The sequence below is a fragment of the Kitasatospora sp. NPDC022785 genome (assembly GCF_055561295.1).
Genome location: NZ_JBVHHB010000007.1, coordinates 83,480 through 97,870, shown reverse-complemented (window position 1 = coordinate 97,870; position 14,391 = coordinate 83,480). Strand labels below are relative to the sequence as shown.

11 protein-coding genes are annotated in these 14,391 nt (G+C 71.6%); 6 read left to right on the top strand and 5 right to left on the bottom strand.

The window, feature by feature from the left end; translation table 11 throughout:
* Positions 1–51 precede the first annotated feature (51 nt).
* Positions 52–2,127: an ice-binding family protein gene (locus ACZ3YO_RS13810; protein ID WP_465568955.1), complete on the bottom strand. Its 2,076-nt coding sequence runs from the start codon at positions 2,125–2,127 to the stop codon at positions 52–54.
* A gap of 485 nt (positions 2,128–2,612) precedes the next feature.
* On the opposite strand from ACZ3YO_RS13810, the gene ACZ3YO_RS13805 reads away from it, so the two are divergent.
* Positions 2,613–3,044 (top strand): hypothetical protein, encoded by a 432-nt coding sequence (locus ACZ3YO_RS13805; RefSeq protein WP_465568953.1) that lies wholly within the window; start codon positions 2,613–2,615, stop codon positions 3,042–3,044.
* Positions 3,045–3,091: 47 nt separating this feature from the next.
* Here ACZ3YO_RS13805 and ACZ3YO_RS13800 read toward each other — a convergent pair whose 3' ends face one another.
* The 4 genes from ACZ3YO_RS13800 to thiC form a co-directional block, all read right to left on the bottom strand.
* Positions 3,092–3,523, bottom strand: coding sequence for a hypothetical protein (locus tag ACZ3YO_RS13800; protein ID WP_465568951.1), 432 nt, complete (start codon positions 3,521–3,523; stop codon positions 3,092–3,094).
* Between the two features lie 104 nt (positions 3,524–3,627).
* On the bottom strand, positions 3,628–3,810 hold the full coding sequence (locus ACZ3YO_RS13795; protein ID WP_465568949.1) for a thiamine biosynthesis protein ThiC: 183 nt from the start codon (positions 3,808–3,810) through the stop codon (positions 3,628–3,630).
* 81 nt (positions 3,811–3,891) lie between these two features.
* Positions 3,892–5,358, bottom strand: coding sequence for a hypothetical protein (locus ACZ3YO_RS13790; protein WP_465568947.1), 1,467 nt, complete (start codon positions 5,356–5,358; stop codon positions 3,892–3,894).
* Between the two features lie 71 nt (positions 5,359–5,429).
* Positions 5,430–7,241: a phosphomethylpyrimidine synthase ThiC gene (thiC, locus tag ACZ3YO_RS13785; protein WP_465568945.1), complete on the bottom strand. Its 1,812-nt coding sequence runs from the start codon at positions 7,239–7,241 to the stop codon at positions 5,430–5,432.
* 226 nt (positions 7,242–7,467) lie between these two features.
* On the opposite strand from thiC, the gene ACZ3YO_RS13780 reads away from it, so the two are divergent.
* The 5 genes from ACZ3YO_RS13780 to ACZ3YO_RS13760 all read left to right on the top strand — a co-directional run bounded on the left by ACZ3YO_RS13780 (position 7,468) and on the right by ACZ3YO_RS13760 (position 14,290).
* Positions 7,468–7,674, top strand: coding sequence for a hypothetical protein (locus tag ACZ3YO_RS13780; protein WP_465549084.1), 207 nt, complete (start codon positions 7,468–7,470; stop codon positions 7,672–7,674).
* Between the two features lie 272 nt (positions 7,675–7,946).
* Entirely contained in the window at positions 7,947–9,434 is a 1,488-nt protein-coding gene (locus ACZ3YO_RS13775; protein ID WP_465568943.1) for a flotillin family protein, read from the top strand.
* Positions 9,435–9,643: 209 nt separating this feature from the next.
* Positions 9,644–12,424 carry a PKD domain-containing protein gene (locus ACZ3YO_RS13770; RefSeq protein WP_465568941.1) on the top strand — a complete coding sequence of 927 codons (2,781 nt, stop codon included), beginning with the start codon at positions 9,644–9,646 and terminating at the stop codon, positions 12,422–12,424.
* Positions 12,425–12,539: 115 nt separating this feature from the next.
* Positions 12,540–13,553 carry a 3-oxoacyl-ACP synthase III family protein gene (locus ACZ3YO_RS13765; protein ID WP_396322928.1) on the top strand — a complete coding sequence of 338 codons (1,014 nt, stop codon included), beginning with the start codon at positions 12,540–12,542 and terminating at the stop codon, positions 13,551–13,553.
* Positions 13,550–14,290 (top strand): glycosyltransferase family 2 protein, encoded by a 741-nt coding sequence (locus ACZ3YO_RS13760; RefSeq protein ID WP_465568939.1) that lies wholly within the window; start codon positions 13,550–13,552, stop codon positions 14,288–14,290. The genes ACZ3YO_RS13765 and ACZ3YO_RS13760 overlap by 4 nt, the downstream gene beginning before the upstream one ends.
* Positions 14,291–14,391: the final 101 nt, after the last annotated feature.

Genomic DNA, 14,391 nt, shown 5'->3' with positions numbered 1-14,391 from the left:
TGAGCAGGAGGCAACCCCACCGGGGACACCGGGTGTTCACCCCTGCCAGGGCTAATGCCGCCGGCGGGCAACGGCTCGTCCGCTTCGCCTCACGAGGACGACGAGTGCGCCTCCCAGGACGACGGCGATCGCCGAACCCACCGCGATGCCGACGGATCCGTCCGAGCCGGTGGCTGCGAGTGCCTGCTCCGACCCCTGGTGCTGAACGGGAGCGCCCTGCTCGTGACCGACCGGGGCGTTGTTGTGGGTGCCCTGGTCATTGCCGTGACCGACCGGGGCGTTGCTGTGGTTGCCCTGGTCATTGCCGTGACCGACCGGCGCATTGCTGTGGTTGCCCTGGTCATTGCCGTGACCGACCGGCGCATTGCTGTGGTTGCCCTGGTCATTGCCGTGATCACCGTGCTCATGACCACCGTGTCCCTGGTCGCCGTGACCAGGAGACTGGGGTGGCCCCGCCGGCCCCGCCGGACCTGCCGGACCCGCCGGACCCGCCGGACCCGCCGGACCTGCCGGGCCCGCCGGACCGGGAGCACCCGGCGAACCGTTCGCACCCGGCGAACCGTTCGCACCCGGCGAGCCGTTGGCACCCGGCGAACCGTTCGCACCCGGCGAGCCGTTGGCACCGGGCAGGCCATTCGCACCCGGCGAGCCGTTGGCACCGGGCAGGCCATTCGCACCCGGCGAACCGTTCGCACCGGGCAGGCCATTCGCACCCGGCGAACCGTTCGCACCGGGCAGGCCGTTCGCACCCGGCGAACCGTTCGCACCGGGGGCGCCGGGCGCACCGGGGGCGCCGGGGGCGCCGTTGGGGCCGGCGGCACCCGGAGAGCCGGGCGCGCCGGGCACGCCGGGCGCACCGTTGGGGCCGGGCGCACCGGGTGCACCGGGAGCACCGGGGGCGCCGTTGGGGCCGGCGGCACCGGGCGAGCCGTTCGCACCAGGCGCACCGGGAGCACCGGGAGCACCGTTGGGGCCGGGCGCACCGGGCGAGCCGTTCGCACCGGGAGCACCGGGAGCACCGGGAGCACCGTTGGGGCCGGGCGCACCGGGAGAACCGGGTGCACCGGGCGCACCGTCAGGCCCAGGAGCACCGGGCGCACCGGGCGCTCCAGGCACACCGGGGGCACCGTTAGGTCCTGCGGCACCCGGAGAGCCAGGCGCGCCGGGCACGCCGGGCGCACCGTTGGGGCCGGGCGCACCGGGGGAACCGGCCGCACCAGGAGCACCAGCAGGACCGCTCGGACCCGCCGGGCCACTCGGACCCGCCGGCCCGCTCGGACCCGCCGGCCCGCTCGGTCCGGGCGGGCCACTCGGTCCGGGCGGGCCGACGGTGCAGGCGGCCCGCGTGATGGTGTTGTCGTCCAGCGTGACGGCCCCCGTGCGCGCCAGGGCACGGCCTTCGATCACCGAGGCGTGATTCACCGTGATGGACGCGAGGGCCATGATGTTGCCCTTGAAGAAGGAGTTGACGTCGATGGTGGCGGAGCTTCCCACCTGCCAGAAGACGTTGCAGGCCTGGGCCCCGTTGACCAGGCTGACGACGCTCGACGGGGCAGTGATGAGGGTGGAGGCGATCTGGAAGATGAAGACGGCGCTGGGATCGCCCAGGGCGTCGAGAGTGACGGTCCCGGTGAGGTTCAGCGACGACGTCGCCTTGTAGACGCCGGGCGTCAGTGTCAGTCCGCCGATGTCGCCCGGAGACGTCAGGCTGGCCGTGGGGGCCCGGCCTGCGGCGTCGTTGTAGGCGATGACCAGGTCGGACTGGGCCTGGGCGGCCTGGGCGTCGTTGACGTGCTGGACTCCGTTCACGATCCCGGGCGGAAAGCCCGTCACGCTGGTGCCCGGGCTGAGCCCCAGGTCCCCGTTGATCACGCTGGGACCGGTGTTGGTGACCGTTGTGGCACCCAGGACCGCGTAGCTGGTGTCGGTCCCCAGCGTCACCGGCGCGGGTGCGGCGTGTGCGGGGCTCGCGACCAGACCTGCCGTCGCAAGCAACGTGACCCCGGACAGCAGAGCGAGCGCCCCCGTGAGTCGGGCACGTCTGCGCCCTCTCTCAGGTGGGGCGGACGGAATGGCATCGACTGCCATAGGACAGGACCCTTTCTTTTCGCCGTTGAGCTCCGTCACCCGAAAAGAGGATTTCGGAGCGCCGATGGTGAGTTCTGGTCGGACCACAAGCCCTCGTACACGCCCCTTGGGCGCCACGGGCGGCACCCCGGGAGGTCCGCAGAGCGCAGTCCGTCAGGGGTGGTGATGCACCGTCACCAACTGAGTACACCGTGCAACAGGAACATGAAAAGGAAAGAATGATAAAGATGCAAAAGGGTGACGCACTGCCGCCAGTGGGGCATTTTCCCCACGCTCCGGCGTGTCGTTGGCCTACGCACTCAACGACTCGTATAAGGCCGTCGGCTTCGGATTCGGTCGGCCCCCTCGGATACGGCCACGCCCGCGGCACCCGGCATCGCCCTCGCCGGAACCCGTCAACCCGACCGTCGTCGCGGCCCCCCCCAAAGGCCCGGCGGCGCCTTAGCAGTACCGTTTTTCCTCTTGGCTGCGTCCAGGGTGGTGAAATGACGTATCGCCCGGTGGAGGTAGTCGTTGGCCCGAATATGAACGACCCAACGAATCCGCAGGGCAGACTTCTCACGGAGGCCGAGGGCAACGCCGGCACCGTGGCCGACCGCTGCCGCCTCGCCGGCGGCCTGCTCAGAGTCACGCTCGGGGAGCTGCGCGAGGAGCTCGGATACCGGAGACTCGGCAAGTACGTCCTGGACGAGGTCGCCGAGAGCCTGGCAGCGGAGGGGCTCGGCTGGTTTCCCGCCTGGCGGCTGTCACCGAGGGAGAACGGCGAGCCGCGCAAGGAACACGACGTGTGGGTGTTCGTCCGGGACGGCGGCCTGCGGTGCCAGGTCATCGACGCCATCCAGGCGCCCGACGGCTCCGACGTCCCCAGCATCCTCAACGGGTTGCTCGCCGACCGCCCCCGGGACCTCTCCCCCGAGCGCAAACTCGGCCTCATCCGCGAGATCCTCGGGCTATGACCCCACCCCGGGCGTCCCGCTCACCGGACACCGGCCGGCCCGACCCGTCAGCTCGTCACCCGGGCCGTGTCGACGGCGAAGCTGAGCAGATAGGTGTGGAGAACAGCGCTGCTCAGGCTGGTCACCGGCTCCGGATGGCGGACCGGCGGGTACGCCGCGACGATCACTGCACGCACCCGCTCGGCGTCGGCCAGGTCGACGGATCGGACCTCCACGTGCACCAGATCCTGCGGGATCGGACTCGCCCCCGCCCGGGGGTCCCCGGACGGGCCGGGATCAGGGAGGCTCCTCCCCGTCGCGGCCACGGGAGCGACATCGACCACCAGGCGCCGGTAGACCCCCTTGGTCCACAGCCCGCCGTGCAGCCCGCTGATCGGGGTGAGGCAGGCGGCCACAGCCGCGATCACCCGCATCGGCGCATCGCCGCCCTGACCGACGACGGTGAGCTCGGCGAGGCCCGGTCGGAGCATCTGGCTCATACGTCCATGGTGCGCCTCGACCCGGGTCGACGGTCGCTACCCCGCGGCACGACACCGGCTCGCGCCTTCCCCTCCGAGGCGCGGGCCGGTGTCGTCCGGAATGGTCAGTCCGCGAGCGGGAGGTAGACCCGGTTGCCCTGGGCGGCGAACTCCTCGGACTTGGCCTGCATGCCGGCCAGCGCCTCGGCGTCGAAGTCGCTCGGGACCGCGCTGGAGCCGTCGCGTGCTCGTCCCGGATCTTCTGCGAGATCTTCATCGACGACGACTTCAGTCCGAAACCAGCACATCGCGTCTGAATGCGCCGACGTGATGCCTTCTGGGCGGCATCGAGGCGCGACTCGGGGACGGCTCGGCGTGCCGTGGCAGGGTCAGCGCCGCGGGTAGACGAGGACGGGGCCGATGCCGGTGTCGGCGCCGAAGACCGCGGCGTCCGCACCGATCAGGTCCGGGACGAGTGTCCCGGCCGGGAGCGCGGATGCCTGGCCGGTGGCCAGGACGACCGAGGTCGGTGTATCGCTCAGGCCGCCGGTGTTCTGGTCGGGTGTCTTGGCGTTGCCGTACGCCGTTCCGTCCTTGTCCACCGTGGTCAGTTGAACGGGGTTGCGGGCGCCGGTCGCCTCGAAGCAGTAGCCCTTCTTCGCCTGCAGGTCGAAGACCGCGAAGTCGGCGATCAGGTAGCGGCCGTCGGACGACAGTCGGGGCGTGGCCTTCTTCCCCGTGCACTCGACCGTGGCGAGCACTTGGCCGGTCCCGCCGTCGTGCACGGCCCAGACGGACCTGTCGTTGTCGTACCCGGTGGGCGGCCACGCGGCCACGACATGGCCATCGGGTGATCCGTAGGCCGTCACTGTGCTGGAGCCCACGATGGCGCTCGCCCCTGCGGGTACCACGTCGCCGCTGAACCAGCCGCCGAGCGCCCAGAAGGCGCCCCGGCCCTGAACCAGCGGGCCGGCCGGGGTCAGCGCTGTGACACCCGTACTGGTGTTGCAGGAGCCGAAGGCCAGCTCGCAGGGCTTGGGGGCGTTCAGGGCGGCGTTGTTCCGGTCGTACGTGGTGACCTGGCCCGAGAGTACGTCCACCACGGCCGTGGACCGGCCCAGTTGCACCGCGGCGAGGCCGCCGTCGCGCTGAACGCCGTAACCGGTGGCCTTGTCCGGGACCGTGGTCTCCTTGACCGGCGCCGCCTCACCGCTGGACGCCGTGTCGTACGCGGCAAGCCGTGTGACGCCGCTCGCCCGGTTCACGCCGTCCCCGCCTTCGGCACCCGTGACCGCGAGGACCGCGTATTCCTTACCGGCCTTGTGCGTGACGAACACCATGGCGTCGGCGTCCAGGCTGTCGCGCGTGGGATTCGCGACCGGCTTGCTCCGCCAGCGGATCGCGCCGGTCTTCGCGTCGTAGGCGAGGACGCTCGCGGTCTTCTTGTCCTCGGAGACCGAACAGAACAGGATCAGTCCCGCGTCGGATGCGACAGCCGGACCACGCAGGTTCCCGTCCTTGCCCGCCTCGACCTCCCATCCCCTTGTACTGTCGAACGCCGCCGGGATCGGTTTGGCCGGCTCGGCAGACCGGGACGGCACGGCAGACTGGGACGGCACGGCAGCCGAGGTCTGCGTCCGGGACTCCTTGGGATCACCTGCAACCGACGAACCTCCACACGCGGTGAGTGAGAGTGCCGCGAGCGTCACGAACGCTCCCGCCTTCGCCATTGATCTGACCATGCGCTTCCCCCAAAGCCAGCTCTGTGCAGCCACTATGACGGTACGACAGGTTTCCCATTCCCAGCACGGAGAACCGTCCCACCATGGCAGCACCCGGCCGCCCGCCTCGTCCACGGGATTTCGGGTGCCCGGAGACAGCAGAGCGCCGCCCCGAGGTGATCGGGGCGGCGCTCAGGTGTCCTGGGTCAGTCGGCCATCGGCAAGTAGACCTTGTTGCCGTGGGCCTTGAACTCCTCGGACATGGTCTTCATGCCCTCGACAGCCGTCTCGTCGTACTCCGGCGAGGCCTGGCCGTTGCCGAACTTCTCATTGATGGATTTGCTGATCTTCATCGAGCAGAACTTCGGACCGCACATGGAGCAGAAGTGGGCGGTCTTGGCGGGTTCGGCCGGGAGGGTCTCGTCGTGGAAGGCACGGGCCGTCTCCGGGTCGAGGGCCAGGTTGAACTGGTCCTCCCAGCGGAACTCGAAGCGGGCGTCGGAGAGGGCGTCGTCCCACTCGCTGGCGCCGGGGTGACCCTTGGCGAGGTCGGCGGCGTGGGCGGCGATCTTGTAGGTGATGACGCCGGTCTTCACGTCGTCGCGGTTGGGCAGGCCCAGGTGCTCCTTGGGCGTGACGTAGCAGAGCATCGCGGTGCCCCACCAGGCGATCATCGCGGCGCCGATGCCGGAGGTGATGTGGTCGTAACCGGGCGCGACGTCGGTGGTGAGCGGGCCCAGCGTGTAGAACGGGGCCTCGTCGCAGATCTCCTTCTGGAGATCCATGTTCTCCTTGATCTTGTTCATCGCGACGTGGCCGGGGCCCTCGATCATCACCTGGACGTCGCGCTCGCGGGCGATCCGGCCCAGCTCGCCCAGCGTCTGCAGCTCGGAGAACTGCGCCTCGTCGTTGGCGTCGGCGGTGGAGCCGGGGCGCAGGCCGTCGCCGAGCGAGAAGGTGACGTCGTAGGCCGCGAGGATGTCGCAGAGCTCCTCGAAGTTGCTGTAGAGGAAGTTCTCCTGGTGGTGCGCCAGGCACCAGGCGGCCATGATCGAGCCGCCGCGGGAGACGATGCCGGTCTTGCGGCGGGCGGTGAGCGGCACGTAGCGGAGCAGCACGCCGGCGTGGACGGTCATGTAGTCGACGCCCTGCTCGCACTGCTCGATGACGGTGTCGCGGTAGACGTCCCAGCTGAGTTCCTCGGCCTTGCCGTCGACCTTCTCCAGGGCCTGGTAGAGCGGCACGGTGCCGATCGGCACGGGGGAGTTGCGCAGGATCCACTCGCGGGTGGTGTGGATGTTGCGGCCGGTGGAGAGGTCCATGACGGTGTCGGCGCCCCAGCGGGTGGCCCAGGTCATCTTCTCCACCTCCTCCTCGATCGAGGAGGTGACGGCGGAGTTGCCGATGTTGGCGTTGATCTTCACCAGGAAGTTGGTGCCGATGACGGCCGGCTCCACCTCGGGGTGGTTCACGTTCACCGGGATGACGGCGCGGCCGCGGGCCACCTCGGCGCGGACGTACTCCGGCGCCAGGCCCTCGCGCAGCGCCACGAACTCCATCTCCGGGGTCACGATGCCGCGCTTGGCGTAGGCGAGTTGGGTGACGGCGGCGCCGCCGCGGCCGCGCAGGGGGCGGCGCGGGCGGCCGGGGAAGACGGCGTCGAGGTTGCGCAGGTTCCCGCCGCGCGGCGAGGTGTGCTTGATCCCGTCGTCCTCGGGGCGGGCCTCGCGGCCGTCGTACTCCTCGACGTCGCCGCGCTGGCGGATCCAGGGGTCGCGCAGCGCGGGCAGGCCGCGCCGGACGTCGGGTTCGTAGGACGGATCGGTGTACGGGCCGGAGGTGTCGTACAGCGGAACGGTCCTGCCGTTGGTGAGCACGACCTCGCGGTACGGAACGCGCAGGTCGGGACGGGACCCGTCGCGGTAGGCCTTGCGCCAGGCCGGGGTCGGGTAGCCGGTGCCCGCGCTGCTGACGGCGGTGTTCTGGGCAGACTGCGGCTGTGCGTCGAACGTGGTCATCAGACCCTCTACTCCCTACGCCGGCATTACCCGGTCAGGTTCCTGCGGTCGACGCAGCGGTCGGCACGTCCAGCGACGTACCGGTCAGCGTCCTCTCAGCCCGGTGCTCCGAGCTCCCGTGTCCGCAGGCGGTGTTGCCTGCGCATGACGTCCAACACCGTAGCGAGCGGATCGCCGCTGGTCCAGACGGGTTCCAGCCAGTGGGCAGGGGTGGCACACTGGCGGCATGGTGGGGGCTACCGGCCGGGTGACCGGGAAGATCGGACCAGGACTGGTCGGCGAGGTGCTGGTCCACGTCCGCGAGCGGCAGAGCACCGAGGCGTTCCTCGCCCACCCGGCCGTGCCCGGCGAGGTGCTGGCGGTCGGCACACCGGTGGTCGTGGTGGAGTACCAGCCGCCGCGCACGGTCTACGTCGCTCACGCGCTGGGCTGACGCGCCCCACCCTCCGGGGCCGTCCACGGCGTCCTGCCAACGCCCTTCCGACGTGCTTCCGGCGGCCTCCCGACGTGCTTCCGACGTCCTTTCTGGCGTCGTTCTGACGCCCCCTTGACGCGATCTTGACGGTCCTGGTGCGAACTCGGGACGAAATGTCCTTCCAACTGATCCACGGGAGGCGCAGAATCTCCTGCTGCCACCGCGTTCCGCGCCATCCTGCAACAGAGCGCAGCCACGGAGCCGGTGTGCCCTGAAGGGGGAATTCGCCGATGCTGATCGGCATTTCGGGGGCGGTCGTCGCCTCCATCGTCATCCTGGTCGTACTCTTCAAACTCATGTGGCGGGTCGCCGAGCCCAATGAGGCCCTGGTCATCTCCGGTTCCAGGCACCGCGCCGAGGGGGTCGGCGAGGGGATGGGTTTCAGGATCGTCACCGGCCGCGGCACGCTCGTCACCCCGGGCGTGCAGGTGGTGCGCAAGCTCTCCCTCGACCTCAACGAGGCGGACCTGGACGTCGAGTGCGTGACGTCGCAGGGGATCCCGGTGCACGTCAAGGGCGTGGTCATCTTCAAGGTCGGCGACGACACGGTGTCGATCGCCAACGCCGCCCGCCGCTTCCTCGACCAGCAGCAGATGATGGGCCACCGGGTCCACAACGTCTTCGCGGGTCATCTCCGCTCCATCGTCGGCGGGTTGACGGTCGAGGACATGATCCGCGACCGCGAGCGGCTGACCGGGGAGACCCGCGCCGCGTCGGGCACCGAGATGGAGAAGCTCGGCCTGATCATCGACTCGCTCCAGATCCAGGAGATCCTCGACCCGACCGGGTACATCCAGAACCTCGCCGCCCCGCACGCCGCCGCCGTCATGCGCGACGCCCGCATCGCCCAGGCGGAGGCGGACCGGCAGGCCACCGAGGCCGAGCAGGAGGCCTTCGCCCGCAAGGCCGAGGCGACCCGTAACAGCGGTATCCAGCAAGCCGGTTACCAGGCCGAGCTGGAGACGGCCACGGCCCGCGCCCAGCAGGCGGGACCGCTGGCCCAGGCCGCCGCCCGGCAGGAGGTCGTGGTCCAGGAGACCAAGGTCGCCGAGTTGGAGGCGCACCGCAAGGAGCAGCAGCTCCAGGCGGACGTCCGCAAGCCGGCCGACGCCCGCGCGTACGAGACCCGGACCAAGGCCGAGGCCGACCGCGACGCCCGGATCTCGGCCGCGCAGGCGCAGGCCAAGGAGACGGAGCTCAAGGCGGCCGCCGAGGCGAACCGGGTGAAGGTGGCCGCGGGAGCCGAGGCGGAGGCCACCAAGGCCCGCGGCCTGGCCTCCGCCGAGGCCACCCGGGCGACCGGCCAGGCCGAGGCGGCCGCGGCCGAGGCCAAGGGTCTGGCCACGGCCGAGGCCACCCGTGCCCTCGGTCTGGCGGAGGCCGAGGCGATCAAGGCTCGGGCCGCCGCCCTGGCCGAGAACCAGGAAGCCGTCGTCGCCCAGCAGCTCGCCGAGAAGTGGCCCGAGATCGTCCGCGCCGGCGCGGAGGCCTTCGGCAATGTCGAGCACATGGTGCTGCTGAACGGCGCCGAGGGCATGGGGGAGATGTTCGCCAAGGCCCTCACCATGGGCGGCACCGGCCTCGGCCTGGCCCGCCAGCTGCTCGCCGGCATGAACGGCCCGGACCGGCCGGAGCAGACCGGACGCCCTGCGCAGCCGGAGCCGGCCACCCGGGCGAGCGCGGTGGTGCCCGTCCAGCAGATCCCCGTCACGGACTGACCGGGGCTCCTCACGTGCCCGTCCGCCGTACCGGCGGGCGGGCACGCGTGCGCCGTCGATCGTTATCAGCCACCCGGTGACCGAAACGATCACCCCTGGCACCATAATGCTCACAACTGCTCCGCAGATACTTCTCCACCGCCCCACCGGTGCAGGTGACGAACGCGTCGAGCAGCAACAGACATTCACAAGCCAGGGGGAAGCACAAAGTGCGCCTTCGTCATGCCGTCGGCGTCAGCGCCGCCGTGGTCTCCGCAGTCGTCGGACTGCCGCTCCCGGCGGTCGCGGCCGAGCCCGCCACCGTCCTCTACGTCGACAACGGCCGGTCCGCCGGCTGCGACGACCACGGCACCGGCACCTCGGCCAAGCCGTACTGCAGCGTCCAGGCGGCCGCCGACGCGGCCCTGCCCGGACAGACCGTCCAACTCGCCCCGAACAGCGAGCAGCTCGGGGACCTCGTCATCACCCGCTCCGGCGAGATCGGCAAGCCGATCACCTTCCGCGGCAGCGCGCTGGCTCCGCTGAGCACCTACCAGCAGCCGTCGATCACGCCGTCCTCGGGCACCCCGATCCGGCTCACCAACGTCCACGACGTGGTCATCACCGGTATCGGCCTGGCGCACACGGAGATCGCCGGCTCGGCCCGCGTGGAGCTGTCCGAGAACTGGTTCGAGGACGCCGTCGAGACCGCCGGGCCGCCGGCGCCCGCGGTCGCCGTCAAGGGCCAGAGCGAGGCGGTCACGGTCACCCGGTCGGTCTTCTACCACACCCGCGGGCTCTCGGTCGGCGCCGGTGCGCGGTTCACCACCGTCTCCGCCAACCAGTTCAGCCAGTCGACCGCCACCGCGATCGACGTCACCGACGCGACCGGCACGGCCGTCACCAACAACACGCTGACCAACGGCATCACGATGGGCCTCTCGCTGAACGGCGCCTCCACGGGCTCGGCGGTCGTCAACAACATCGTGAACGGGTCGAGCGTGTCGCTCTCGGCGGGCGCCGCCGCCGACGCCAAGGTCGACTACAACGTCGTCCACCCCGTCCAGGGCCTGCCCGCCTACAGCTGGGCCGGCACCGGCTACCAGTCGGCCGCCGAGCTGCTCGCCGCGACCGGTCAGGGCGCCCACGACAACAACGCCGCGGTCACCTTCGAGAACGCCTTCCTGCCGCTCGCCGTCCCGACCCTGGACAACAGCAGCTCCGTGATCGACTCCGGCGACCCGGTGCCGCCCCGCGGCAACGTCGACCTGGCGGGCAACTACGCCACCGACCACCCGCTCGTCGCCAACAGCGGCCCGAACGGCAGCTTCCGCGACCGCGGGGCGTACGAGGTGCAGGGCCTGCTCGGCGTCGAACTGAAGGCCGCCGGCACCGTCCACCCGGAGCCCACCGGCCCCGGCCCGCTGACGGTCGACCTCACCGCCGTGGCCGACGACAGGTGGCACAGCGCGCTCACGTACACGTTCGACTTCGGGGACGGCAGCGCGCCGGTGACCACCCCGGAGAAGACCGTCCGGCACACTTACACCAAGGCCGGCGGCTACACCCCCACGGTCACCGTCATCGACGGCCGCGGCGGACGGAAGAGCGACGCCGTCGACTCGCCGGTCAGCGTGACCCAGGACGGTCAGATGAACCTGCTGCTGACCGGTCGCGTCAACAACATCCAGGACTCGCTCGGCTTCGAGGCGGACGCCACCGGCACCACCTCGCCCTGGGCGATCACCGGCTACACCTTCGACTTCGGCGACGGCACCGCGCCCGTCACCAACACCACCGGCAAGGCGTACCACGCCTACGCCCAGCCCGGCGGGCACACGATCAAGGTGACGGTGACCGACGACTCGGGCCAGAGCCGCAGCGGCAACCTCCCCACCACCGTCGACTACGACCCCGCCGGCTTCAAGGCGCTCTCCCCGACGCGGGTGCTCGACACCCGCTGGGCCGGCGCCCAGAACCACAAACTCGGCGCCGGCGAGACGCTCGACCTGGACGTCCGCCACCCCGTCGCCAACGGCGGCGCGACCCTGGTGCCGTACGGCGCCACGGCGGTCGTCCTCAACCTGACCGCGACCGAGGGCACCGCGGACAGCTTCCTGAGCGCCTACCCGACCGGCGGGACGCGGCCGATCACCTCGAACGTCAACTTCGGCCCCAACCAGGACGTCGCCAACCTGGTGACCGTCCCGGTCGGCCCCGACGGCCGGGTCACCATCCGCAACAACGCCGGCTCGGTGCACGTCGTCGGGGACGTCCTCGGCTACTTCGACCCGACCAGCAACCAGTGGTACCAGCCGGTCGCGCCCGCCCGGCTGATGGACACCCGCAGCACCAACGCCCCCCTCGGCCCGGACTCCACCCGCCGGCTGAAGGTGGCCGGAGTCGGCGGCGTCCCCGCCGACGCGACCTCGGTGGTCCTCAACGTCACCTCCACCGAGTCCACCGCCAACAGCTACTTCGCCGTCCACCCGGCGGGCTCCCAGCTCCCCGTGAACGGCTCCAACCTCAACACCGTTCCGGGCCGGGACATCCCCAACCAGGTGGTCGTCCCGGTGGGCGGTGACGGCTCCGTCGACATCTACAACCACGCCGGCAGCACCCACGCCATCGTGGACGTCTTCGGCTACTACAGCCCCAACGCCCGGGGCCGGTTCACCCCGGTCGTCCCGAGCCGGCTGCTGGACTCCCGCGACGGCGGCGGCGCCAAGTTCGGCCCCGGGGGCACCCGCACCGTGACCGGCGTGCCGGCCGGCGCCGTCGCGGCCGCGGTCAACCTGACCGCCACCGAGACCGACACGACCACCCACCTCATCGCCTGGGCCACCGGCTCGGCCCGCCCCGGCACCAGCAACCTCAACGCCTCCCCGGGCCTGGACGTGCCCAACCACTCCACCGTCCCGGTCGACGGCCAGGGCCGCTTCGACCTCTACAACAACGCCGGCTCCACCCACGTGATCGCCGACCTCTTCGGGTACTACAAGAACATGTAGCGCCCCGCGGGCGGGCCCTCCCACCGGACGGCCCGCCCGATCGAGTAGCCCGCCCGCGCCCACCTGAGTACCCGTACTCAGGTGGGCGCTGCGCTGCCCGCCGGAGCATGGAGGCATGCACCCAGCAGCCACCGCGCGGATCGGCATCACCGCCGTCGGATCCCACCTGCCCGCCCTCCGCCTGACCTCCCAACAGCTCCAGGACGAGGTCACGGCCGGCGGCCGGCTCCGCCTGCCGGAGCGGATGTTCGAGAAGGCGACCGGCATCGTCACCCGGCACTTCGCCGCCGACGGCGAGTACGCCTCCACGCTCGCGGTCGGCGCCGCCCGGCGCGCCCTCGACGCCCGCGGCCTGGACCCGTACGACATCGACCTGCTGCTCTACGCCTCCGCCACCCGCGACATCTGCGAGCCGGCCACCGCCCACCTCGTCCAGGCCGAACTCGGCTCGCACGCCCACGCGCTGGACGTCAGCAACGCCTGCAACAGCTTCCTCAACGGGATCGACCTGGCCCGCGCGATGATCCTGGCCGGACGGGCCCGGCGCGCCCTGGTGGTCACCGGCGAGACGCCCAGCCGGGCGATGCGCCGCGACCCGGGCGGGCTCGCCGACTTCCGCGACGGCTTCGCGGGCTACACCTTCGGGGACGCCGGCGCGGCCGTCGTGGTCGAGGCCGTCGAACGCGGCGGCATCCTCGACGTCGAGACCGAGACCGCCTCCGAGCACTGGGAAGCCGGCGGCATCCCCGGCGGCGGCTCGCGCCACCCGCGCGGCGACGAGTACAGCTACTTCCGGGGCGGCGGCAAGGAGTTGCGCGGCGTCTTCGAGAAGATCGGCGGCGCCATCCTGACCCGGGTGGCGGCCCGCACCGGCCTCGGCTGGGACGACTACGCCCGGGTGCTGGTGCACCAGGTCACCGTCCCGTACCTGGAGCGCTTCGTCGAGCTGACCGGGGTGCCCGCGGAGAAGCTGGTCCTCACCGTGCCGGAGCTCGGAAACATCGCCAGCGCCACCATCGGCGTCCAACTCGACCGAATACGGCCGGAGCTGGAGCAGGGAGACAAGGTGCTGCTGATCGGCCTCGGCGGTGGCGTCAGCCTGATGACGATGGTCTGGGAGGCGTCATGACCGACCTGTGGGTGGTCGTCCCCGCCTACCAGGAGGAAGCCCGGATCGAGGGCACGCTGAACGCCCTCGCCGCCCAGCGGGACCGGGAGTTCACCCTGCTGGTGGCCGACAACGGCTCCACCGACGCCACCGTGGCGAAGGTCCGGGCCTTCGCCGGGCGGGCGCCGTTCCCGGTCGAGGTGCTGGTCGAGCCGGAGAAGGGGGTCGGCTCGGCGATCGACACCGGCTTCCGGCACGCCATCGCACACGGCGCCACCCTGCTCGCCCGCACCGACGCCGACTGCCTGCCCGAACCCGGCTGGACGGCCGCCGCCCGGGCGGGGATGCTCGAAGCCCGCGGCCTGGTCTGCGGCCGGGTCACCGCCCGCCGGGACGAGCACGGGCCGGCCGGGCGCGCGGTCTTCCTGGCACTGGTCGCGGTCGGCGCGTTCTTCGGCCGGATCCGGCCCGCGCACCGCCGCCGGCACGGCTACCTCACCCCGTACCGGATGCACGCGGGCAACAACATGGCGATCACCGCCGAGCTGTACGAGGCGGTCGGCGGGATGCCGCGCCGGCCCTCGCCCACCGACCGGATGTTCATCAACCGGGTGCGCCGGCACACCACCGCGATCGTCCACCGCCGCGACATGGTGGTGCAGAACTCCACCCGCCGGATCCGCGCGTACGGCGTGGTCGGCACCGCCCGCTGGTACCTGGAGCGCGGCGCCGGCCCGCGCTCCGCCGACGTCCGCTGAACCGCCGCTGCTCGCCCGCCCCGCTGGGCGCCGCCGGCCGCCCGCCGAACGCCCACCGAGCGCCCGCCGCCGGCCGCCCGCCGACCGCTGACCGCTGACCG